This is a genomic window from Okeania hirsuta (assembly GCF_003838195.1).
Taxonomy (GTDB): Bacteria; Cyanobacteriota; Cyanobacteriia; order Cyanobacteriales; family Microcoleaceae; genus Okeania; species Okeania hirsuta.
The window spans coordinates 1-20,801 of sequence record NZ_RCBY01000091.1; the positions used below are offsets into that span (position 1 = coordinate 1).

The following is a 20,801-nucleotide window of genomic DNA, read 5'->3' on the forward strand; positions in this document are numbered from 1 at the left end:
AATTTTGAACACCGTGTAGACGGTGGGGTATTAAACCCACAAAGAAAATGATAAAATGATTACCAAATTCAGGTTTAAAGAAGAAACAGAATTGTTTAATTACCAAGATGAATTAACATTAATGTTTGTAGAATTACCCAAATTTAATAAAGAATTGTCAGCGTTAGAAACCTTAAGCGATAAATGGATATATTTTATTAAATCGGCTCCAAGTTTAGAAGTAATACCAGAATCATTGGAATCAGTATCAGAAATAGAAGCAGCATTAAATATAGCGAATAAAGCGAACTTAAACAATGCAGAATTAGAGGAATTAGAGCAACAGGAAAAGTTGATTAGAGATAAGAAAGGACAAATTAGTTTAGCCAGAAAGGAAGGAATTGGAATATTAGTTAAACGTCAAATTCGTCGCAAGTTTGGCGAAATAGCTCCAGAAGTTCAGACTCAGATAGAGCAATTATCTTTGGAAAAATTAGATATTTTAGGTGATGAAATTTTTGATTTAGCAACAATAGCAGACTTGGAAAACTGGCTAGATAATAATGGATAATTGATCATGGATAATTGATAATGAAAAAGTTTTAAATCTCTAGTTTTCTATCTAACTCTCTAAAAAGGGGAACGGGCAAGATACCCATTCCACAAAACTACAAAACTATTAAAATCATCCCGCATTTTTGCAACGCCTAATAATCAAACAAACTTACTCCCTTTAGGCCAACCATACAATTGTAATCTGTAGAAAAAGTTGGGGAATAAAGCAAACAAATACTTAAAAATCTTAAATCCCAAAGGTTCATCATAAGTTCCCACCCATTCCTTACTATTCTCAATCCAATTCACAATTTTCTCAGCCACCTTATCCCCAGAGGGAGCAGAATTAACTCGATTAGCTCGAATCTTATAAGCTTTATCATTCAAACGATTCACTGGTGCCCAAGCAAACTTACCAGAAATAGCACCAGGGCGATACAACCGCAGGCGAATCATATTTTTACTGGAATGATAAACAATTGGCCCAACACCAGACCAGTAATAATGCAAGGCAATTTTGCCAGAATGATAAACAGGTCCGAAACAAGAAGGACTTCCATCAGCAATTGACCCAATAGCAATCACATCCAAAGGTCTACTCCGGGGTAACTTAGCTGCTTCAGCACCTACAACCGCAGGCCAAGTATAATTCACCCGATTCATCGACTCTACCAACTCAACTATGGGAATTCCACCCTCTCCTACTTCCGTCTCAATTTGACCAGCATTCAAAATCACCACATCCGGGTCATACTCAAATAGTTTTCTGGCATCCTCAATAGTTTTCTGGGGAGAAACAAACAACTCATCAAAAAAATCTCCCTCTAAACTAGGTTGACGAGTCACACCAACAACCCGCCATCCCCGTGACTTATAAACTTTACCCATCGCACTACCCAAAGTGCCTGAAATTCCAGTAATTACAACAGTTTTCATTTAATTTGATCGTTAACTTGAGGACTTGCGCTCTCCGGTAACGGAATGTCGGGATGTTTCGTAGCATTCCGTAGGAAAACTAAAACCAGTAGATTATACAAAAAATATGTTAAAATATCAATATTTAGGGTTTGCTGAAAAAGTCTTTTAGTAGGGGTAGGAGACAGGAGGAACGGGGAATGAGCGAAGAGGTAGGAGCGGGCGTTTTGTAAGAATGATTTTTCTGCCACCATCATCCCAAAATACTAGCTTTTTGAGCTTTTTCCGCTGAAAAGCTGGCACTTTTTTAGACAAAAAAATGCTAAAACCTTTATCTGTCAATACTTTTAGATTTAATCAGCAAGCCCTATTTAGACATCTTTTATTTTTGATGGTTTGGGTACGTTACGCGATCGCGCTTCAACATCCTATTTTTCTCTATTATTGAGAACTACTAAGGGTCTCCAGGTTTTTTTATTCTGAAAAAGTGCAAGATTTGTAGATCTTTGTCGTCTCAAAATGCTAGTACCTTTCCCCTCCCCTGAGTATCAGACTTTTTCAGCAAACCCTAATAATAATTAATTATTAATTATTAATTATTAATTGTTTTTCAAAGCCAACCAGCAAACTCCGTAGTAAAGCGATCGCCCAAAATAGCATCTCGAATCCGCTGAGTAAAGCGAATTAATTCTGTGACATTATGAAGAGACAATAGAGTATAACCTAAAGACTCCTTCGCTCTTACCAAATGAGCTAGATAAGCTCGACTAAAATTTTGACAACAATAACAAGGGCAAGATTCATCAAGAGGGGTATAGTCTTCTCGAAACTTAGCATTTTTCAAATTCCACCTCTCCCCTCTAACCAAAGCCACCCCATGTCGTCCTAAACGAGTCGGAATTACACAATCAAATAAATCTATGCCAGAAGCGATCGCTCTTACCATTTCTCGATAAGTGCCAACTCCCATCAAATAACGAGGTTTATCTTCTGGTAATAAAGGAGCCGTTACTTTAACTATATCATCTATTAGCTCACCAGGCTCTCCCACACTCACTCCACCAATAGCATAACCCGGTAAATCCAAATCTACCAACTGCCTTGCTGCTACAGAACGCAGATCGGGATAAACACCACCTTGAACAATACCAAACAAAGCCTGATCCTGACGCTGATGAGCCTCAATACAACGCTTCAACCATCGATAAGTACGATTTGTTGCCAACTCCACCTCTTCCCTACTCGCTGGGTAAGGTGGACATTCATCAAAAGCCATAATCACATCAGCTCCCAATTCATTCTGAATTTGGATCGAACGCTCTGGAGTTATATCAATAATACTACCATCACGAGGTGAGCGAAATTTAACACCTGTTTCACTAATAGTTCGGATTTCTCCTAAACTAAATACTTGGAAGCCCCCAGAATCAGTTAATATTGGCCCACTCCAGGCCATAAACTTATGTAGTCCACCAGCACCAGCTATAATACTTTCTCCTGGTTGTAAGTGAAGATGATAAGTATTTGCCAAGATCATCTGAGCACCCGCTTTCTCTAACTGAGTAGGTGTGAGAGTTTTGACAGTTGCTAAAGTCCCCACAGGCATAAATCTAGGTGTATCTACACTACCATGAGGAGTCAAAAAAACACCTGCACGAGCTTTTGTGTTGCTACAACAAGCCTGAAAATGAAAGGAAAAGTTTTGGGACATGATAGTTAGGTATTGGCAATTAAAAAATTCTAACTGTTTTCTCGAAACTGAGAACAAACAATTTATATGGTTTGCCTCATTCCCTATTTTTTTCCTTTCTGCTTAAAAGGGGCAATCATCATCATCAAACTGCATATCCCAATTAGATGACAAAACTTGATCCATTACTGCGTCAAAGGCTGCAGCATTTATATTTCTAGTAGTTTCTTCTTGAAGAGGGTTTGACAGAGGAATTAGTCTTAACTGACGTCCTTCAGTAATTAAATCAAAGTATGTTTCTTTCTTTGATGATTGTCCAAGTTCTAGGTAATCAAAACTAAGCACATTTAGGTATATTGAATGATTAGCAACTAAAGTTGACCGTTGACAATCCGCAAATACTTCTAGTATGTATCCTTCACCCCGGCTTTGAATCTGGCCATCTTGAGTATGGATATAGCGGACTCTACCTAAATCTATCAACAGTCTTTGCATATCACGTTTATTGACAACTATGCCAATGTCAATTATGCAAGGAGCAGATACTCTCTGGTCAAAATTATTGGAACTCATATAGCAAAAGCCTCTGAATTTGATAGAAATTTATCAGAACAGTTTTTTTTTATTCTGAGTTATTTAGATAGTGCTATTCTTGTTCCAATTCTGGCATAGTTTCTTGGAGTATGAACCAATAATATAGTAATCTGGTTTGGAATATGCACAAAATCTTATGTAAAAGGGAACAATTTATCTAACAACAGCTCATCTGGAGTAAGAGTTTCAGACTCTTAATCTATAGTTAAATTTTTTTATACATTCTATGAGTATATATATTTAACTATGTATGTATCCTGGAAATCTTTCAGGTCTATACAAAACTATTTTCCCAATATTAAATTTCTACCATACAAAACTCATTTTGTCTACTCCATTGTTGTTAATTTGATTTGAAACAAATGCAGCAAATATTATTTTTTTTGATACTATAGTTAACAACAAGAAGCCAAGCTCAGAAAATTTTGGGTGGTAAAAAATATTGCTCCAAGTAATTAGGAAAACTCTGACAAAACTCAGTGCTGGAATTGCATTTTACACCTGTTTACCGATTCCCCATACTTGGAACTTGGATTTTAATGGTATTGCTCGTTTCGCTCCTTTGATAGGATTGATAGTAGGGGGTATCCTTGGGGTAATCGATCTTGGATTACAAATTTTAGGAATGCCTATACTCACCAGATCTGCTGTAGCGATTATATCTGGAATTATTTTAACTGGTGGTTTACACTTGGATGGGGTGATGGATACTGCTGATGGGTTGGCAGTGCCAGACCAGAAACGACGACTGGAAGTAATGAGTGATAGTGCTACAGGAGCTTTTGGGGCAATGGCAGCGATCGCTCTATTGTTGCTAAAAATTACTGCTTTAACAGATTTAGATAGCGACCGTTTTTTAATACTAATGGGAGTAGCAGGTTGGGGGAGATGGGGACAGTTAGTAGCGATCGCTCGTTACCCCTATCTCAAACCTACTGGAAAAGGAGCATTTCACAAGGAGGCAAAATATTCGATTTGGGATTTTATCCAAAGTCTACTTTTATTAGTGAGTCTCAGTGGAATCCAAATTTTATTAAACCCTGAAAGTTGGTTAGTAGCTTCTGGGATGGCAATAGGAGGAATAGCGATCGCTCTGTTGACAGGTGCTTGGTTTAACCGTTGTTTGGGCGGTCATACTGGGGATACTTATGGTGCTGTGGTTGAATGGACAGAAGCGTTGTTATTGTGTTTATTGGTTACTTTAGAATAGCGATCGGTTATTAGATAAGGCAGCTATGCTGTTTGCGTAGCATTCCGTAGGAAAGGGAGAGAAAAGTTCAAAGGGAGAAGGTTTTTTGAGCACAGATTATCCGCACATGATATTACGCATAATCACCAGATATAGAACGCTATTGGTAGGGTGTATTAGCGGTAGCTTAACACACCAAAACCCTTATCTATTGTCAGTGCGTAAATCCTGTGTGTGTTTGAGTTGCTTTGGAATAGCGAACGGTATCAGTTCCCAAGCAAAGTGATCACAACCTGAAAAAAAACTGCTAAACTAGATAGATAAAAAAAGGCTTTTTAAAGATTAGACATCTCCAAAAATCAAAAATAAAATCAATTCTTATCCATAAATTATCAATTATTTCTCCCTGTTGCCTGTTGCCTGTTGCCTGTTGCCTCTTTTCTGGAGATGTCTATTGGAAAATGAGACAAATCAAACGACTAACAGCTATTATTGAGCGGGAGGGTGATGGATATGTATCTTTGTGTACGGAACTGTATATTGGCAGTCAAGGCGATACGACAGAAGAAGCGCGGTCTAATTTGATTGAAGCTTTAGAAATTTTTTTTGAGACTGCTGATGCTTCCGAGATTGAGCGTCGCTTGAAATAAAAATGTATAAAGACGTACAAACAATTTTCAACTCAATTCCTAATGAGGTTGCTTGGCAAAATATTGTACAATTTGAGCAGCTTGATGATCGCGTTGCTATAGCTAATGACTTTTATCCTAATATGGTTGGTGTCAATGATGGTTTTATTGAGTGGTGTCCTAATGATGAACCACCCAGCTATTTGGAAAGATTAATGTGGTGGTGGGTGGTTCGTCCAGATATGGGGGTGGCGTTTGCTCTTGAAGATCCTGTTGAATTGAAAAGAATTATTGGGAACTATATTTTGATAAATGAATAAAGTAATGTTGCATCCGCAACGCTTTCCTGCGGAATGCTGCGCAAACGCGAGCGCTTCTAAAATATGATTGCTTTGGGAAGGGGCGATCACTCTGTTGACAGGTGCTTGGTTTAACTATTGTTTGGGCGGTCATACTGGTGATACTTATGGTGCTGTGGTTGAATAGACTGAAGCATTATTATTGTGTGTGTTGGTGACTATGGAATAGCGGGTAGTGCATCAGTTTCTCACAAGAAGAAAATTATCGCTAGTGCTTTTCTCAAAAATATCAACGTGAAGAGTCTAGCAGTTGCTTTTTCATCTCATATAACATATAAGAGTTCTGATATTTGATACTTGTGCGGAATTTAAGCTATAGTCTGGAAGAGCCAAGGAAATAAAGGGTAAGCATTTCTACGGATTGAATAAAAACTATCTTGTTGATAGGGTAAATATGGATTTATGGAAAAATCGTGGATATCTTGGATCCATGGTGACAAAAAGTCTATGTTAAAGGACAACTCAAAGGTAAAGAACTATGAGTGATTTTCAGTCTTTAGATGCGGCTATTCCATTTTTTGGTCCTTTATGGACTGCGTGCTGGAAAGGAACATTTTCATGGTATCAATATGCAAGCAATCAACTTTTTACCTTTTTTCTTCCAGAAGGAGTAAAAGAGGGTAAGAAGGGAATTTATATGTACCATTTCGACAAGATGGCTGATGGTACTGAGTCAGTGAACAAATGTAATGTTGGTACAATAAGTGAAATCTCTTACCAAGATTCATCGCTGTCCTTTAGTGTTGGCAAAGGAGAGAATTACTATTGGCTTAATGTGTCGGTGAATTTAACGACGTATGAGACAAGTATTGAATTCCTGAATGAAAGTTCTAGTTCTCGTGAACCAATACAGGATGTTGAGATGTGTTACTTTTCTGGCAAGAAAGTTTAAGTACTGTCTTTAACCCTCATAAAGCTAATCAACGTCCTGTACAAGTACAATATTGGCATCAGAGATAGTGATAACGCCATCTCTGAGATCGAAGGCTACAGCCTACAAAGCTCTCAAGATTATGCTGAGAGCGCCTGGCAAATCTCCCAGTGCTTTATGACCGCAAGCCGGGCAAAAGTGAATTTTGGAGCCACCAAGTTTCTTGTGGATGTAAACACATTTGGGAGAAGTTTTGCTAGTATAAGCCTCATTATATCATGTTCCCCCTCCGGGGGAGCTACGCTAACGGATAATCAGTTATCAAAAAACTTCTGGCCTTTAAGCTTTCTTTCTCTTCTGCCTTCCCCTCCTGGGAGGGGTTAGGGGTGGGTTGCCTACTGCCTTCCTTCCTCCAAAGTGTAAGTATTCAGCCGAACATGATATGACAACTGATAACTGAAATAACTCCTGAGTGCTAATTTTTAGGCTCTATCCAAACTTTTATACCCTCCACTCTGAGAGCTTGGTTGCGAGTACCACAATATGCACCATTGGAATAAACTGGTAAATCTCCCATATTCTGAACGTGAGCTGTATAGAATACATCATAATTGGCAGCTTGAATACCTGTAAGACGAATCGCAAATCCTTCTATTCTTCTAGCTTTGCCACGTTCTCCAGCTAATTTTCCAGCTTCTAACCAAGGAGTATCACCTATTTCAGAAACATGAGCCATGTATTCAAGTTTTAACCCAGGAATAGGCGGTTCTATATTGATTTGAAAAGCTTCTACACGAAAACCTTGACCGCGAGTACCTGCATATTCTCGACCAGCAAAAATGCGATCGCCAATATTTTGTATATGAACTAAAACTTTCAACCCTACAGAAACTACTGATTTTTGATTAGTAGTTTCTCCAAACATCATATTTGGTCTTTCAACAGTGGGAAAATTTTTAGAGACTTCCACAGCAGGAACAATAATGATTTCGTCTACAGGTTTTGTACCTCTAGGTTTTGGGTCTTCTAAAATCATCACATCTGGATCTTCAATAGCTGTTTCTGCACCACCAGAAGGTACTACTATTAAAGGTGGTAAACTTGGAACAGTTGATTTTTGCGTATTAGTTGGTTGAGTGGCAATATTTTGAGTTCGGTTTAGTTCTTCAAGTGCCGGAAGTTTAATTCTAGATGTTGTGGGTAAAGAATCATTAGGAATTGTCAGTTTTTCTCTAGATATAGCTAACATTAGTTTTTTGCCAAAACTGGCATTAACTTTTTCCTCTAATTCCAACCACTGCTCATCATCTAAATTTTTACCCTGTTTGACAAGTTTTAATACTGCTGAAAGTGGATGTGTCTCTGCAATTAAAGCTTGAGCTTCATCTGGTAATTTGTCAGATTTTGTATGAGAAATTAATTGATGTAGTTCTTTGGCTTTTGCTTTAAGTGATTGCAAAGGAGGAAATTCTGGTTGCTCTTGATGAGCGATCGCCAAGATTTGATTAAGAATATCTAAAACTGGTTGACTGCTTGATGATTCTGTGGTTGAAGCTAGTGCTTTAATTAAGTTTTCTAAGTCTGTGAAGGAAAATATTGCCCCTGCAGAAACTTGAGATGTTTTTGCCAACTCTAGTCCTTGCTCTTTAAGAGTAGCAAAATCTCTACCATAGGCCATCAATTCTTCTAGTAAACTTTCTGAAGGGGGAGTACCTGCATTTTGTAGTTCTTTAGCTGCCAGGGAGAGGCGAATACCCAATTTAGGAAAATTTTCTGATAGAGATGCTAGTTTTTCCAACAAGTTATGATCGGCTGTTTCCATATTTTTGTTAGAGTAAATTTATATAATTACAGTTTTATATATTACTTTAGTGGGTTAAAACCTACTATCAATCAACACAATTTAATAGAGGAAATAATCGCCTCAGAGCAAAAGCACAAGTTCGAGAATGGACTAAGTTAGTAAACCTTCCCGTTTGGCCTTTTTCCTGCTTTTCAGACTTGCTATTCAACTTGGCCTTGTGTTCTTCAAACTTGGCTTGAACTTCTCAGCCAACTTGAGAGACTAATCTTTTCTGAGTTACAGTTGTTCCACTCCAATTGTAAAGTTCTGTCTTTGCAATACTAGAGTCCGAGCTACTAAAACTTTCAACTTGAGCGGAATTAGCCAACTTAGCCCGACATCTATTTATAGTACCTGTGTTATTGGCTTTTAAACCTTTTATATCCAGATAAATTTCATTCATTTGTGCTATTACTCCCGGCTCGAATCCGAGAAAAGCAGCTTCCTTTTCCCAGTTCTTGAGTGCCTAATACCAGTTTGAAAAAAGAATGCTATAAAAAGTGCATCTTGATCGGATATGCTTAAAAATAGCTTCTCCAGTTCATTTTAGATGGTTATATCTATCGTTTTCCCTTTTTTTTCAATATTTATCATTTTCTTTGTGGGTTTAATACCCCACCGTCTACACAGTGTTCAAAATTACTTGGGGGAGCGAATCCCCATGTAATTTTCCTCCTGTCTCCTGTCTCCTGTCTCCTGTCTCCTTCTTCAATCCTTCTTCCTTCTTGCTTCTTCCTTCTTTCTTACTTCTACTATTTGTAACAAAAGTTGATCAAATTGGTATAAGTTGCCACAGCCAGCGCTTCGACTTGGTCGTTTTTGTCGGGGAAGCGTTCCGACTAGGGAAAAGAAGATCAAAAATTTGTCAAAAAACCTGATTTAGCACTCAAATTAGTTCAAAAAATATTGTTCATAAAATATCGTCCTGGTGTAGCTTTAGCGGATGGAGGTTATGGCAATAATTCCTCTTTTTTAGAGGAACTAGAGAAATTAGAGTTGAACCATATAGGAGGTTTCGCAAAAAACCGAAAAGTCAATATTATGGGTGCATCTCAATTTTGAATAAAGCCAAAAATTTCTTGCTTTTAGGCAACAGGCAATAGGGAACAGGCAACAGGGAATATATAGGAAAAAAGTATTTTTGCAAATATGAGATGCACCCAATATTATCAACCCAAAAATAGGAAAAAAACAGTGACAAAAAAGGTTAGATAAAATTATATGATCTTGAGCAGAAAAAGATTTTCAAGAAATTACTTTGTTTGATGTTACTGAATTTGATGTAATTCGTATTACAGTATCGTATTTACCAAAAATATCAAACTCTGAAAGAAGGGATTTATTTTTTCTGGGGAAAAACTTGAAGAATGTATGTCATTATACAATAATTTCATGAGAGTTTATCTGCCCAGATAAACAGGATAATTTCACATTATTTTAATTCTAGATTAATTTGACTAAGCAAAATTAATTTGTTGAAGAAGGAGACAGGAGACAGGAGACAGGAGGAAAATTACATGGGGATTCTCACCCCAAGTAATTTTGAACACCCCCGTTGACGGTGGGGTATTAAACCCACAAAGAAAATGATAAAATATTGTCGATGTTTAAAAGTAAAAAAAAAAGACATTTTTGTCCATTAAAAAACGAGAATAAATTTTAATATTCCCTTAACCTTTTACAAATGAAATATCTAGACAAGTAGAGCAGCCTAAAAGTAGTGTTAAGTTAAATATCGTTTCAAGTTAAAGTTGAAAAGAAGGGGAAAAATAATGTTACAAATACCTCAAAAAACAACAGACTCAAGCTATGATATTCTGAGGGCGGAGCGACAACCCCTAACCTCAATATTTGCCCCAGAAAATGTGGCAGTAATTGGTGCTACAGAAAGAGTCGGCAGTGTCGGACGCACAATTCTCTGGAATCTACTCAGCAATCCTTTTGGAGGCACAATTTTTCCGGTTAACCCCAAGCGTCATAGTGTGTTAGGAATTCCAGCTTATCCAAATATTAAAGCCATACCAGCACCAGTAGACTTAGCAATCATTGCCATACCTGCACCAATGGTCCCTGATGCTGTGCGTGACTGTGTAGAAGTAGGCATAAAAGGCGCGATCATAGTCTCAGCCGGATTCAAAGAGATTGGACCAGAAGGCATAGAATTAGAACGACAAATTATGGCAACAGCCAAGGGCAAAATGCGACTGATTGGCCCCAACTGTTTAGGACTAATGAACCCCCATAGTGGACTAAACGCCACCTTTGCTAGCACTATGGCAAACCCAGGCAACCTTGGTTTCATTAGTCAGAGTGGAGCATTTTGTACAGCCGTTCTCGACTGGAGTTTCCCAGAAAACGTAGGCTTCAGTGCATTCATTTCCATAGGCTCAATGCTAGATTTAGACTGGGGCGACCTGATATACTATCTTGGAGACGACCCCCACACCAAAAGTATTGTCATCTATATGGAATCCATTGGCAATGCGCGCTCATTCCTGTCTGCTGCTCGTGAAGTAGCATTGACCAAGCCAATAATAGTGATTAAAGCTGGTCAAACTGAAGCTGCTGCTAAAGCTGCTGCTTCACATACAGGGTCACTCACAGGTAGTGATGAAGTGCTAAATGCTGCCTTTCGTCGGTGTGGGGTGTTGCGAGTGAATCGCATCTCTGAACTATTTAATATGGCAGAAGTGATGGCAAAACAGCCACGGTTGCCAAAAGGACCGAAACTGACAATTATTACTAATGCTGGAGGACCAGGAGTCTTGGCGACCGATGCCCTGATTGCTACTGGTGGAGAACTTGCACCTCTGGCAGAAGAAACAATTGCTCAACTGAATGAATTTCTCCCCACCCACTGGAGTCATGCTAACCCCATTGATATCCTTGGTGATGCTGACCCAGAGCGTTATCGCAAAACTTTAGAAGTAGCAGTTAAAGATCCTAACACCGACGGTTTGCTGGTAATTTTGACTCCTCAAGCAATGACCGACCCCACTCAAACAGCTGAACAGTTGAAGCATTATGCTCAAACTGCTAAAAAACCAGTATTAGCAAGTTGGATGGGAGGGGATGAGGTAACTACAGGTGAAACTATTCTCAATCGTGCTAGTATCTCAACTTATCGTTATCCAGATTCTGCTGCCAAGCTTTTTAACTTTATGTGGCAGTACAATTATAACTTGCAGGGTATTTATGAAACCCCAGTGCTAGCAGAAGAACAAGAAAGCGGTCCAAACTGTTCTATAGTTGAGCAAATTATCAAAACAGCTCAGGATGCAGGCAGAAATATTCTCACAGAGTCAGAATCAAAACAAATTTTAGCTGCTTATGGTATTCCTATTGTGCAGACTTTGGTTGCCAAAACTGAAGCAGAAGCAGTGGAACGTGCTAATATAATTGGTTATCCAGTGGTGCTGAAACTGTTTTCTGAGACAGTTACCCATAAAACTGATGTGGATGGTGTGCAGTTAAATCTTAAAGATGCAGAAGCAGTAAAATGGGCATATCAAAATATTCAAACATCTGTAACTGAGAAAGTGGGGTCTGAGCATTTCCTAGGGGTGACGGTACAACCAATGTTAAGTTTAGACCGTGGTTATGAGTTGATTATTGGTAGCAGTGTTGACCCACAGTTTGGTCCGGTCTTAGTGTTTGGTACGGGTGGGCAGTTAGTAGAGGTGTTTAGAGACCGGGCGATCGCTTTGCCTCCTTTGAATACAACTCTCGCTCGCCGGATGATGGAACAGACAAAAATTTATCAAGCTCTCAAAGGAGTAAGGGGAAGGAAAGCTGTAGATTTGGCAGCGCTGGAAAAGCTATTAGTGAAATTTAGTCAGTTAGTGGTAGAGGAACCTTGGATTAAGGAAATTGATATTAATCCTCTGTTAGCTTCTTCGGAAAGGTTGATTGCTTTGGATGCAAGGATAGTTCTTCATGATCAGAGTGTGGGTGTAGAGAAATTGCCATCATCAGCTATTCGTCCGTACCCTACTCAATATGTCAAACCTTGGCAAATGAGAAATGGGGAGGGGGTGACTATCCGTCCTATTCGCCCAGAGGATGAACCGTTGATTATTCAGTTCCATAAAACGTTGTCAGAGGAAAGTGTGTATTTGCGTTATTTTAACTTTCTCAAGTTGAGTCGGCGCATTGCTCACGAACGATTAACCAGAATTTGCTTTATTGATTACTATCGGGAAATGGCATTGGTGGCGGATTATAAAAATCCAGAAACGGGAAACCATGAAATTTTAGGAGTGGGTCGCTTGAGTAAGTCACATGGGGTAAATGAGGCAGAGTTTGCGATGTTGGTGAGCGACCCCTATCAACGTCAGGGGTTAGGGACGGAATTGTTATTGCGACTGGTGCAAATTGGTCGAGATGAGCAGTTAGAGGGAATTGTTGCGACAATTTTAGCTGAGAATATAGCTATGCAAAGAGTTTGTGAGAAAGTGGGTTTTCAATTGCAGCGTAGTGCTGATTTAGTAGAGGCGAAATTGACAATCTGTCATTAAGTAGGACTCAGCGATCGGCTATCAGCTTCTCAAGGTGTATAATGGGGGATTAAAACCCCCATAAAAGACACACTACGCACTTTTCAAATAAGTGTGGGGAACTTAAACCCTTGATTTTTTAGCGCTCCAGCTAAATGCTGTTTGCGTTTGCGTAGTATTTCAGACCGAAAGTATTCCGGAACGGAAAAGCTGATAGCTAGTTAAATCCGGGCGATCGGTAGTTATGGTTGTGACTCTGGCTTGCTTCCAACCTCTGAACCACTTTGGGACTTTGGGGTGGGTGCTAATCCTGTGAAGTCATTATTGGCTATTTCCTGAACTGTTGGTTACTCTGGTTCTGGTTGTGCTTCTAATGCAGCTTCTAACTTAGTCGCAAGGTCAGGAGGGCAAGGTTTTTGATACTTTGCATTTACTCCTTTGAGCGATCGCTTGTCCACGACTTTGAATGTGTCATCCTTTGGTAGATAAATCACTCGTTCGTTCTCTTTGCACTGTTTACCTGCACGGTAAAACCCAACATAACGCCCTATCTCTCGTCTTCCTTGAGGGTTAACCCAACTAACTAAATCAAAAGGCAAGGCTCCTTTTTTAGTAGTAGCATTAATACATTTGATCAGGTTACGCTCAGGAATTGTGCAGCTTTCCCAAATCTCTCCAGTCTTCTCAGCTCCTATCTCTGACTTGAATTGCTCTAGTTGTGATTTATTTTTCTTAGATAATAGCTGCTGCTTCAGTTCAGTCAGAGTCGCTTCAGGTTGTTGCAAACTACTCCTAGTTTCACTCGCTTCTACTTTATCAGCTTCTAAAGTTTCGGTTTGGGCTAGAGCATTTTTTTCTGAGATTTTATTAGAGGGTGCATTTACCTTAGCTATTTCTGTTTCATTAGAGTATAGTGATTCGATTTTCTCAGATTCTGGTGTATCTTGTGGAGGTTGTTCAGTAAATACACTGTCGTATACTTGTGCCTCCTTTGGGGTGTAGGTAGTCTCTGAATTGCTTTTGCGTTGCTCTTGCTCTTCTGTGTAGGTATCGGCAGCCTCAATCTCAGCGATCGTTTTTTCTAGGTGGTGGATTAAGTAGCCTAATAAGCGGTTATAGTATAATCTTGTTTCGTTTACTGAATTAGTAATTGGTTTAGTGGCCATTAATTTTGTTAGGCCCAAGTAGGCTCGTAATAAAGCCTTGTCTTGGCTGAAATTTTGTAATATAATTGAAATTGGATTGATGAAAAATATCATTGATTTGTCTCCTGATACTTGTTTACCGGGGACTCTAAAAGGGCATTGCCTCAACTTTACCTAGGAGAGGGCGGTGTCCTTTTTTATTGTCCACTTGTAGAACTTCTTTATTGGCCTCTACATTTATCATTATAGCTTGCATACTAATAAATGTAAATAAATTTTATAATTTTTTTTACTTGCTTACTACCAATAATATAACTTATAATATATACAATCAATAGGAGGACTGTAATATGGCCACTAAAACAACAAAAAAGAAGCAGACTAAAACCTCTACTAAGTGTGGGAGACCAGGAGGAAACCCTGATTTATTAGCTTATAGATGGAAACCTAAAGTACCAGGAAAACCCAAGTCTAATAATTTGACTGTCCGGGTAGATGACGAGATGTTCCACGGAATCAAAAAAATTTCAGGTTGGCAAGACAAGTTAAGAGCGAAAATCGACGAACTTCTACAAGAGGAAAATGCGCAAAACTATCAGACTGGGGATGGGGTGGGTTTAGTAGCAAAGTAGTTGCGATCGCGAAAATAGCAGTCCCTGAGATACTTACATAGTAAGCCTTTCATTTCTAGATTGTCGCTCATAGCAACTTCGCTATATTTGACCCAATTACATAGAAAAGCTTTAATTATGCCATATCCTTTTCGTATAGAACATCGCATCAACAATAATAATAAATCACCTCGGGTAAGTCCTGATAATCTTCTTCCAAGTGAAGCTGATAATCCTATTCAACTAACAGGTATTGAACCAAGTGAAGCTGATAATCTTATAGATGCTAACTTTGCTAACTATATGGAGCGTTTAGTTAAACTTGTGCCAACGGAAGTGCTTAGTGTTTATGTTACAGTACGTAGCTTTTGGATAGCTGAACCGACAGATAAATTACTTACTGAAAATAATACATCATTAAGCTTTATTGATTGGTGGCCTGTTATTTGTATTGGTCTTGTAATTCTTTCAAGACTTTGGGGTACAAGAGATACTGAAAAGAAGTGGTCATCTATACAGCTAATCGGAACTGGAATTGCAGCCGTTTCATTTGTGATTTGGGTTTATGCAATGGGACATAACATCTTAAAATGGAATCTTCCTGATCCACGTTATGCACCTACAGCAGTAGTTTTATGGATATTTATAGTTCCGTTTTTTTATAAAGGAGATTATAAAGTAGAATAAAAAGACTTTTTTCAAAAAATCAGCGTAGTATTTATCATACTAATCAATTTTAAGTTTAAGGTCAATAAGAATGAATTTGGATTCGATTTTTGAACTAAAAAATGAAATTTTAGATCAATATTACCAAAATGATTTAGAGCGTGAACCAATTCTCAGAACAACTAGCTTGGACATTGAACACAGTCCTGAAGAGCGCTTAAGTGTTGGATATTCAATCAAAGGCAAAAATGATTATCAGCTTGAGCTACGTATCGAGCAAAAAGGAGGTAAAGCTTATAAATTTGCTGAGAAAAAAGCAGAAAAATTCTAAAATGAGATCGATGTACTGATGGTAGAAGACGTAACCATTCCTTCTTCTACTGTGCTTATTCAATCGGCAATTGATGGAAAAGGTAATCATAGTTTTACTAGAAAAAAACGTCCTCTTCATCTAGGTCTTTCTGTTGGTCATCGAGATGGTGGTCCAGGCACTCTTGGGGCTTTTGTTAGTACTTCTAATGGTTCTCAAGCTATCCTGTCAAATAATCATGTTCTTGCCCTTTGCGATGAGGCAAAGTTAGGCGATAAGATATATCAGCCTGGTAGGTTAGATCAAAGAAACATTATGACTATGGGTAGTTATATTGGCACTCTTGGAGATGCCATGTCGATTAGCAAAATTGGAAGCAATTTCGGTGATAGTGCTTACGCTGTTCTTGATAAGGGTATTGAACATCAAGGGAATCTTATCCCATCAGGCTTTGGGAATTCAGATGATTCTGGTAGATATATTAATGATATACAAGATTATGATGTAATAGGTCCAGAAATCATGCTTGCAAAAATTGGACGGACTACCGGGTACACAGAGGGGATTCCTAGTGCTATAGCGCTTGATAATGTAAGTGTTCATATCCCTCAATTTAAAAAGGATGTACGTTTTGATAATCTTCTAGAAATACGTTGGCAATCACTCGACAAACCATTTGCTGAAAAAGGTGATTCAGGTAGTTTAATTTTTATTCCAAAAATTTTACAAGCTGTAGGTCTTCAATTTGCCAGTGGTATACTTGATATTAATGGTAAGAAAATGGGGGTAAGCTATGGTTGTAATTTGAAAAATATTTTAGAAACTCTTGATCTTACTTTAATATCTTAAAAATTATGTCATATCAATCTCTCAGAGAACTAAAACAACTGGTAAAAAAACTTATCGAAAATATAGATGGAGTCGGTGGTATTGGTTTAGCCTGGGATGAATTAGGTGAGCCTATTTTACGTATAGATATAGATGATAATAGCACTCGTTCATTAGTAGAAAAACGTTTGTCTATCCTTGATCTAAAAATTAATTCAAAAAATGAAATAGACATCAGCGATCGTGAACCTAATTTTGTAAACAACAAATATAACGTTCAGGGCAAAACTATTAGGATAGACACTAATCAAGGGCAAATAAGTCAAACTTTTTCCGGAAGTATTAACAATGTTAAAATTAGAGAAGCTAGACAAATTAACGCGGATTAAAGAATATTTGTTAATAAAACTAACGAACTTGGCGGAAATACAAGGTTCGTGTTACCAGGTGCAGCGTTGTAAAGTTTTGTGACGGGTAGTAGTAATGAAACGAAATTGTATGCTAAAGCTGAAAAGCCCGTAGGATTCTAATCCTGCGTAGGTTTATGTCCCTTGCTGCTATGTTCAGACTTGTTTATTGGTGGTTTTGGTGGAGGGGGTGGGGGAGGAAGTTGCTTGCTCATCCTACTACTGCCTACTCCCTACTCCCTACTCCCTATTCCCTTTCAGGATAAATACATGACTGAATTTAAAACCAGTGACTCACTATTGCCTTTACCCGTGATGCCGTCAGAAGAAAATACCTTTGCTCATTACACAATGGTTTGTAGACTACCGGGTGTCATCGAACAAGTTATCAAAGACAATAATTTTCCTCCAACTATTGTCCAACAGTTAGAGTCTCTAACTGTTGATTTATTTGAAGGATGGGTACGACCCCTGATCGATGACCCAGGACCAGATGTAGCAGCTTGGACATCCTACTTAGAGTCTTTTGAAGGTAGAAGTTGGTTTGATTTACCGTTTTATTTTGCTGAAGCTTATTTTTTCCGACGTTTGTTAGAGGCAACAGATTATTTTGTGCCTGGAATTTGGCAAGGAATAGACCCTTTTGGTTACCAAAAACGCTTAAGTTTAGAAAAATCAATGGATGCTATCCGCGAAATTGGCGATCGCATCAATGGTTTAAATACTGCTCTACCAAAACAACAGAGTTATCAAATTTGTCTCACAGCTCTGTTACAAACTGCTTTGTGGGGTAGTCAAGCTGATGTGAGTTTATGGCCAGTTGAAACAGAAGACCGGACTACTAGAGACCTTCAACAACAACAATCTCAGATATTAGTAGATGATACTTACAATTTAATCGACTATTTAAGTCATGTTCAGGAGCAACGGATAGATTTAATTATAGATAATGCAGGTTTTGAGTTAGTTTGCGATTTTTTTCTGATAGATTTCCTTTTATCTACTCAAACTGCCAATATTGTTTATTTGCATTTGAAAGCACATCCAATTTTTGTCTCTGATGCTATGAGTCAAGATGTCTTTTACACTCTGGAAATCTTAGCTAATGATGTCTCAGAAAATTTACAAATGTTGGCAGCTCGCTTACAAGAATATATTAGTACTGATCGTTTAATTTGCCGAGATGACTTTTTTTGGAATGCGCCACTAGCTTTTTGGGAAATGCCAGAGTCTGTGAGGAAGGAATTAGCTAAAGCAAGTTTGGTTTTGATTAAGGGTGATGCTAACTATCGCCGTATCTTGGGCGATCGCCACTGGTTATTTACTACCCCTTTGTCAGATATTGCTTATTATTTTCCTACACCATTTGTAGCTTTGCGTACCTTAAAGTCTGAAGTAGCAACTAGCTTAGAACCCGATCAAATCGAAATATTAAATGAAGAAGATCCTTTGTGGTTAACAAATGGTCAGTGGGGTATGATTCAGTTTGTCATGCCTTGAAGAAGGAAGAAGGAAGAAGGCAGAAGGAAGAAGGCAGAAGGGAAGAAAAGGTTAAAAGGGATAAAGTTTTTTTTATCACTGATTATATAATCCTAAGAGGTTGTCTGAGAAGTCCTATTTGCTACATCACTCGCCCCCTAAATCCCCGAAAATTGGGGGACTAGAGCAAGCAAATTGACTCTTGTTCCCCCCAAAGTTGGCTTGCTCGGGGGGCAAAATTCAGTATCAAAAAACTTTTCAGATATCCTCTAAAACCCTTTTACAGTTTGCTATTCCCTAGCGCTATAAATTGATAAGTTTGAATGTGATTATCATTTTATTTGTGGATTTAATACCCCACCGTCAACGGTCGTTTTCAAAATTACTTGGGGGAGGGTAGATGCGGAGCGGCTTGTCGAAGACTATCCATAAGTAATTTCCCTCCTGTCTCCTGTCTCCTTCTTCAATTCCCAATAGTTTAGGTTGAACCGAATCATCTGTCCAATATAAAATGAAAGATTCAGTAGCTCAAAAAAAGTAAAAAATGAAACTGGCAGCAAGAGTCGGCAAAGTACCACCTTCCCTAACCTTAGTTATCTCAGCTAAAGCTAAAGCAATGCAAGCTGAGGGAATAGATGTATGTAGTTTTAGTGCCGGGGAACCTGACTTTGATACCCCAGAGCATATCAAAGCAGCAGCCCAAAAAGCACTGGATGCTGGGAAGACAAAATATGGCCCAGCGGCGGGAGAACCGAAACTCAGAGAAGCGATCGCCCAAAAGTTATCTAGGGAAAATGGCCTAAACTACAAAGCAGAAAATATTATTGTCACTAATGGAGGGAAACATTCTCTGTTTAATCTGATGATGGCACTGATTGAACCTGGAGATGAAGTAATTATTCCTGCACCCTACTGGTTAAGTTATCCAGAAATGGTCAAACTGATGGGTGGAGAGCCAGTAATTTTGACTACTGATGCCCAGACGAATTATAAAGTTACACCAGAGCAACTACGCCAAGCTATTACTAGCAAAACAAAATTATTCGTTCTTAATTCTCCTTCTAATCCAACTGGGATGGTTTATAGTCCAGCAGAAGTTAAAGCATTAGCAGAAGTAATAGTAGAAAAAGATATCTTAGTAGTTTCTGATGAAATTTATGAGAAGATTATTTATGATGATATTCAACATCTCAGTATTGGGGCAGTCAACTCAGATGTTTTGAACAATACTATTATTAGTAGTGGATTTGCTAAAGCATACTCTATGACAGGTTGGCGGATCGGATATTTGGCCGCACCGATGGAATTGATTAACGCTACACTCAAAATTCAAAGTCATAGTACCTCAAATGTTTGTACTTTTGCTCAGTATGGAGCGATCGCTGCATTGGAGTCATCTCAAGACTGTGTGGAAAAAATGCGTCAAGCTTTTGCTAAACGTCGGCAGGTAATTTATGATTTATTGAATGCTATACCAGGAATTACTTGTAGCAAACCTGAAGGAGCTTTCTATATGTTTGTCAATATTAGTAAAATTTCTAGCAGTTCCCTAGAATTTTGTAATGCTTTATTAGCAGAGCAAAACGTCGCTGTTATTCCTGGTATTGCTTTCGGTGCAGATGACCACATTAGGATATCTTACGCTACTGACTTAGCAACTATAGAAAAAGGGATAGCAAGGTTGGAAAAGTTTGTGCAATCGCGTAACTAAACAGAAAAACAGGCGGGAGGAAGTTAGCCAGGGTGTTTTAATCCCTGGTTGAATAACGACACGCGGGTTTTAACCCGTAGTTACTTTCCGGTCTGGTTTTCAATATACTTGATCACTGTTTCAGTGCCAGATTTCTCCTTGTTCCTTCTTCCTTTTTCCTTCTGCTATATATCTATGGTTATTTCCATTTTTTTCTTCTTTCTCTTTCCCTAGCTTAACGGTGAATTTCAAAACTTTGAAGTCCTTCGGGTTGCTCATATTTTATAGTCACATCATTGACAATAGCTGATTTAGGGCCTCTATAACACCAGTTAATAATTTTTTCCACAGCTTGATTGCTACCTTCAAAAACAGCTTCTACTTTTCCATCAGGTAGATTTTTCACCCAACCACTGACATTTATATTAACTGCTGTTTCTAATGTGGAGAATCGATATCCGACTCCCTGAACTTTTCCGGAAATAAAAACATGAGCACGAGTAGGAGTGAGAGATGTTGACTGGTTTTCCATTGTCATTTTATTT

At 38.4% G+C, this 20,801-nt stretch carries 21 protein-coding genes and 4 pseudogenes; 17 read left to right on the forward strand and 8 right to left on the reverse strand.

The genetic code is table 11. The annotated features are described in order from the left end of the window. Positions 1-52 precede the first annotated feature (52 nt). Positions 53-349: pseudogene (locus tag D5R40_RS41100) on the forward strand (PD-(D/E)XK nuclease family transposase); the annotation flags it as partial. After that, positions 332-550, forward strand: a complete 219-nt coding sequence (locus D5R40_RS41105) for a DUF4351 domain-containing protein (RefSeq protein WP_282433635.1) — start codon at positions 332-334, stop codon at positions 548-550. The pseudogene D5R40_RS41100 and the gene D5R40_RS41105, both read left to right, overlap by 18 nt. A gap of 143 nt (positions 551-693) precedes the next feature. On the opposite strand, the gene D5R40_RS16275 is transcribed toward D5R40_RS41105, so the two are convergent. Then, the gene (locus tag D5R40_RS16275) at positions 694-1,470 is read right to left on the reverse strand and encodes an NAD-dependent epimerase/dehydratase family protein (protein ID WP_124143510.1); all 777 of its coding nucleotides are present in this window, start codon (positions 1,468-1,470) and stop codon (positions 694-696) included. 298 nt (positions 1,471-1,768) lie between these two features. Here D5R40_RS16275 and D5R40_RS41110 point away from each other — a divergent pair, with 298 nt between their 5' ends. Next, positions 1,769-1,897, forward strand: coding sequence for a hypothetical protein (locus tag D5R40_RS41110; protein ID WP_275670290.1), 129 nt, complete (start codon positions 1,769-1,771; stop codon positions 1,895-1,897). A 162-nt stretch (positions 1,898-2,059) separates the two neighbouring features. On the opposite strand, the gene tgt is transcribed toward D5R40_RS41110, so the two are convergent. Both tgt and D5R40_RS16285 read right to left on the reverse strand, forming a co-directional pair. Continuing rightward, entirely contained in the window at positions 2,060-3,160 is a 1,101-nt protein-coding gene (tgt, locus tag D5R40_RS16280; RefSeq protein ID WP_124143511.1) for a tRNA guanosine(34) transglycosylase Tgt, read from the reverse strand. A gap of 102 nt (positions 3,161-3,262) precedes the next feature. After that, positions 3,263-3,712 (reverse strand): hypothetical protein, encoded by a 450-nt coding sequence (locus D5R40_RS16285; protein ID WP_124143512.1) that lies wholly within the window; start codon positions 3,710-3,712, stop codon positions 3,263-3,265. Positions 3,713-4,175: 463 nt separating this feature from the next. Between D5R40_RS16285 and cobS the strand changes: the two genes are divergently transcribed. From cobS to D5R40_RS16310, 5 genes and pseudogenes are all read left to right on the forward strand, one after another. Beyond that, a complete protein-coding gene (gene cobS / locus D5R40_RS16290) occupies positions 4,176-4,943 on the forward strand; it encodes an adenosylcobinamide-GDP ribazoletransferase (RefSeq protein WP_240038789.1) in 768 nt (255 codons plus the stop codon). Positions 4,944-5,383: 440 nt separating this feature from the next. Continuing rightward, a complete protein-coding gene (locus D5R40_RS16295) occupies positions 5,384-5,572 on the forward strand; it encodes a type II toxin-antitoxin system HicB family antitoxin (protein ID WP_124143514.1) in 189 nt (62 codons plus the stop codon). Between the two features lie 2 nt (positions 5,573-5,574). Continuing rightward, positions 5,575-5,871 (forward strand): hypothetical protein, encoded by a 297-nt coding sequence (locus D5R40_RS16300; protein ID WP_124143515.1) that lies wholly within the window; start codon positions 5,575-5,577, stop codon positions 5,869-5,871. 79 nt (positions 5,872-5,950) lie between these two features. Continuing rightward, a pseudogene (locus D5R40_RS16305) lies at positions 5,951-6,037 on the forward strand (adenosylcobinamide-GDP ribazoletransferase); the annotation flags it as partial. 351 nt (positions 6,038-6,388) lie between these two features. Beyond that, complete coding sequence (locus D5R40_RS16310) at positions 6,389-6,802, forward strand: hypothetical protein (RefSeq protein WP_124143516.1); 414 nt, start codon at positions 6,389-6,391, stop codon at positions 6,800-6,802. A 102-nt stretch (positions 6,803-6,904) separates the two neighbouring features. On the opposite strand, the pseudogene D5R40_RS16315 reads toward D5R40_RS16310, so the two are convergent. The 3 genes and pseudogenes from D5R40_RS16315 to D5R40_RS16325 form a co-directional block, all read right to left on the reverse strand. Continuing rightward, a pseudogene (locus tag D5R40_RS16315) lies at positions 6,905-7,042 on the reverse strand (transposase family protein); the annotation flags it as partial. A 214-nt stretch (positions 7,043-7,256) separates the two neighbouring features. Beyond that, entirely contained in the window at positions 7,257-8,603 is a 1,347-nt protein-coding gene (locus D5R40_RS16320) for a hydrogenase (protein WP_124143517.1), read from the reverse strand. Between the two features lie 226 nt (positions 8,604-8,829). After that, a complete protein-coding gene (locus D5R40_RS16325; RefSeq protein ID WP_124143518.1) occupies positions 8,830-9,027 on the reverse strand; it encodes a hypothetical protein in 198 nt (65 codons plus the stop codon). 458 nt (positions 9,028-9,485) lie between these two features. On the opposite strand from D5R40_RS16325, the pseudogene D5R40_RS16330 reads away from it, so the two are divergent. After that, positions 9,486-9,686, forward strand: a pseudogene (locus D5R40_RS16330) (transposase); the annotation flags it as partial. A 710-nt stretch (positions 9,687-10,396) separates the two neighbouring features. Next, positions 10,397-13,141: a bifunctional acetate--CoA ligase family protein/GNAT family N-acetyltransferase gene (locus tag D5R40_RS16335; protein WP_124143520.1), complete on the forward strand. Its 2,745-nt coding sequence runs from the start codon at positions 10,397-10,399 to the stop codon at positions 13,139-13,141. A 326-nt stretch (positions 13,142-13,467) separates the two neighbouring features. Here D5R40_RS16335 and D5R40_RS16340 read toward each other — a convergent pair whose 3' ends face one another. Next, positions 13,468-14,286 carry a hypothetical protein gene (locus D5R40_RS16340; RefSeq protein ID WP_124143521.1) on the reverse strand — a complete coding sequence of 273 codons (819 nt, stop codon included), beginning with the start codon at positions 14,284-14,286 and terminating at the stop codon, positions 13,468-13,470. Between the two features lie 329 nt (positions 14,287-14,615). Here D5R40_RS16340 and D5R40_RS16345 point away from each other — a divergent pair, with 329 nt between their 5' ends. The 7 genes from D5R40_RS16345 (at position 14,616) to D5R40_RS16375 (ending at position 20,277) form a co-directional block, all read left to right on the forward strand. Beyond that, complete coding sequence (locus tag D5R40_RS16345) at positions 14,616-14,897, forward strand: hypothetical protein (RefSeq protein ID WP_124143522.1); 282 nt, start codon at positions 14,616-14,618, stop codon at positions 14,895-14,897. 87 nt (positions 14,898-14,984) lie between these two features. Further along, positions 14,985-15,563, forward strand: coding sequence for a hypothetical protein (locus tag D5R40_RS16350; RefSeq protein ID WP_124143523.1), 579 nt, complete (start codon positions 14,985-14,987; stop codon positions 15,561-15,563). 76 nt (positions 15,564-15,639) lie between these two features. Beyond that, positions 15,640-15,873 carry a hypothetical protein gene (locus tag D5R40_RS16355; RefSeq protein WP_124143524.1) on the forward strand — a complete coding sequence of 78 codons (234 nt, stop codon included), beginning with the start codon at positions 15,640-15,642 and terminating at the stop codon, positions 15,871-15,873. A gap of 18 nt (positions 15,874-15,891) precedes the next feature. After that, a complete protein-coding gene (locus D5R40_RS16360; RefSeq protein ID WP_124143525.1) occupies positions 15,892-16,701 on the forward strand; it encodes a hypothetical protein in 810 nt (269 codons plus the stop codon). Between the two features lie 5 nt (positions 16,702-16,706). Then, positions 16,707-17,069 (forward strand): hypothetical protein, encoded by a 363-nt coding sequence (locus D5R40_RS16365; protein WP_124143526.1) that lies wholly within the window; start codon positions 16,707-16,709, stop codon positions 17,067-17,069. 162 nt (positions 17,070-17,231) lie between these two features. Beyond that, positions 17,232-18,587 carry a damage-control phosphatase ARMT1 family protein gene (locus tag D5R40_RS16370; RefSeq protein WP_240041602.1) on the forward strand — a complete coding sequence of 452 codons (1,356 nt, stop codon included), beginning with the start codon at positions 17,232-17,234 and terminating at the stop codon, positions 18,585-18,587. A 523-nt stretch (positions 18,588-19,110) separates the two neighbouring features. Continuing rightward, complete coding sequence (locus D5R40_RS16375) at positions 19,111-20,277, forward strand: pyridoxal phosphate-dependent aminotransferase (RefSeq protein WP_124154913.1); 1,167 nt, start codon at positions 19,111-19,113, stop codon at positions 20,275-20,277. A gap of 214 nt (positions 20,278-20,491) precedes the next feature. On the opposite strand, the gene D5R40_RS16380 is transcribed toward D5R40_RS16375, so the two are convergent. After that, positions 20,492-20,794, reverse strand: a complete 303-nt coding sequence (locus tag D5R40_RS16380) for an acylphosphatase (RefSeq protein ID WP_445974447.1) — start codon at positions 20,792-20,794, stop codon at positions 20,492-20,494. Positions 20,795-20,801: the final 7 nt, after the last annotated feature.

What these genes read in the sequence shown, in the direction of transcription:
- D5R40_RS16335 (WP_124143520.1), top strand. Translation starts at nt 10,397, where the DNA reads ATGTTACAAATACCTCAAAAAACAACAGACTCAAGCTATGATATTCTG.
- D5R40_RS16285 (WP_124143512.1), bottom strand. Translation starts at nt 3,712, where the DNA reads ATGAGTTCCAATAATTTTGACCAGAGAGTATCTGCTCCTTGCATAATT.
- D5R40_RS16365 (WP_124143526.1), top strand. Translation starts at nt 16,707, where the DNA reads ATGTCATATCAATCTCTCAGAGAACTAAAACAACTGGTAAAAAAACTT.
- D5R40_RS16300 (WP_124143515.1), top strand. Translation starts at nt 5,575, where the DNA reads ATGTATAAAGACGTACAAACAATTTTCAACTCAATTCCTAATGAGGTT.
- D5R40_RS16275 (WP_124143510.1), bottom strand. Translation starts at nt 1,470, where the DNA reads ATGAAAACTGTTGTAATTACTGGAATTTCAGGCACTTTGGGTAGTGCG.
- D5R40_RS16310 (WP_124143516.1), top strand. Translation starts at nt 6,389, where the DNA reads ATGAGTGATTTTCAGTCTTTAGATGCGGCTATTCCATTTTTTGGTCCT.
- D5R40_RS16320 (WP_124143517.1), bottom strand. Translation starts at nt 8,603, where the DNA reads ATGGAAACAGCCGATCATAACTTGTTGGAAAAACTAGCATCTCTATCA.
- D5R40_RS16360 (WP_124143525.1), top strand. Translation starts at nt 15,892, where the DNA reads ATGGTAGAAGACGTAACCATTCCTTCTTCTACTGTGCTTATTCAATCG.
- tgt (WP_124143511.1), bottom strand. Translation starts at nt 3,160, where the DNA reads ATGTCCCAAAACTTTTCCTTTCATTTTCAGGCTTGTTGTAGCAACACA.
- D5R40_RS16375 (WP_124154913.1), top strand. Translation starts at nt 19,111, where the DNA reads ATGAAACTGGCAGCAAGAGTCGGCAAAGTACCACCTTCCCTAACCTTA.
- D5R40_RS41110 (WP_275670290.1), top strand. Translation starts at nt 1,769, where the DNA reads ATGCTAAAACCTTTATCTGTCAATACTTTTAGATTTAATCAGCAAGCC.
- D5R40_RS16380 (WP_445974447.1), bottom strand. Translation starts at nt 20,794, where the DNA reads ATGACAATGGAAAACCAGTCAACATCTCTCACTCCTACTCGTGCTCAT.
- D5R40_RS16325 (WP_124143518.1), bottom strand. Translation starts at nt 9,027, where the DNA reads ATGAATGAAATTTATCTGGATATAAAAGGTTTAAAAGCCAATAACACA.
- D5R40_RS16345 (WP_124143522.1), top strand. Translation starts at nt 14,616, where the DNA reads ATGGCCACTAAAACAACAAAAAAGAAGCAGACTAAAACCTCTACTAAG.
- D5R40_RS16295 (WP_124143514.1), top strand. Translation starts at nt 5,384, where the DNA reads ATGAGACAAATCAAACGACTAACAGCTATTATTGAGCGGGAGGGTGAT.
- D5R40_RS16340 (WP_124143521.1), bottom strand. Translation starts at nt 14,286, where the DNA reads ATGGCCACTAAACCAATTACTAATTCAGTAAACGAAACAAGATTATAC.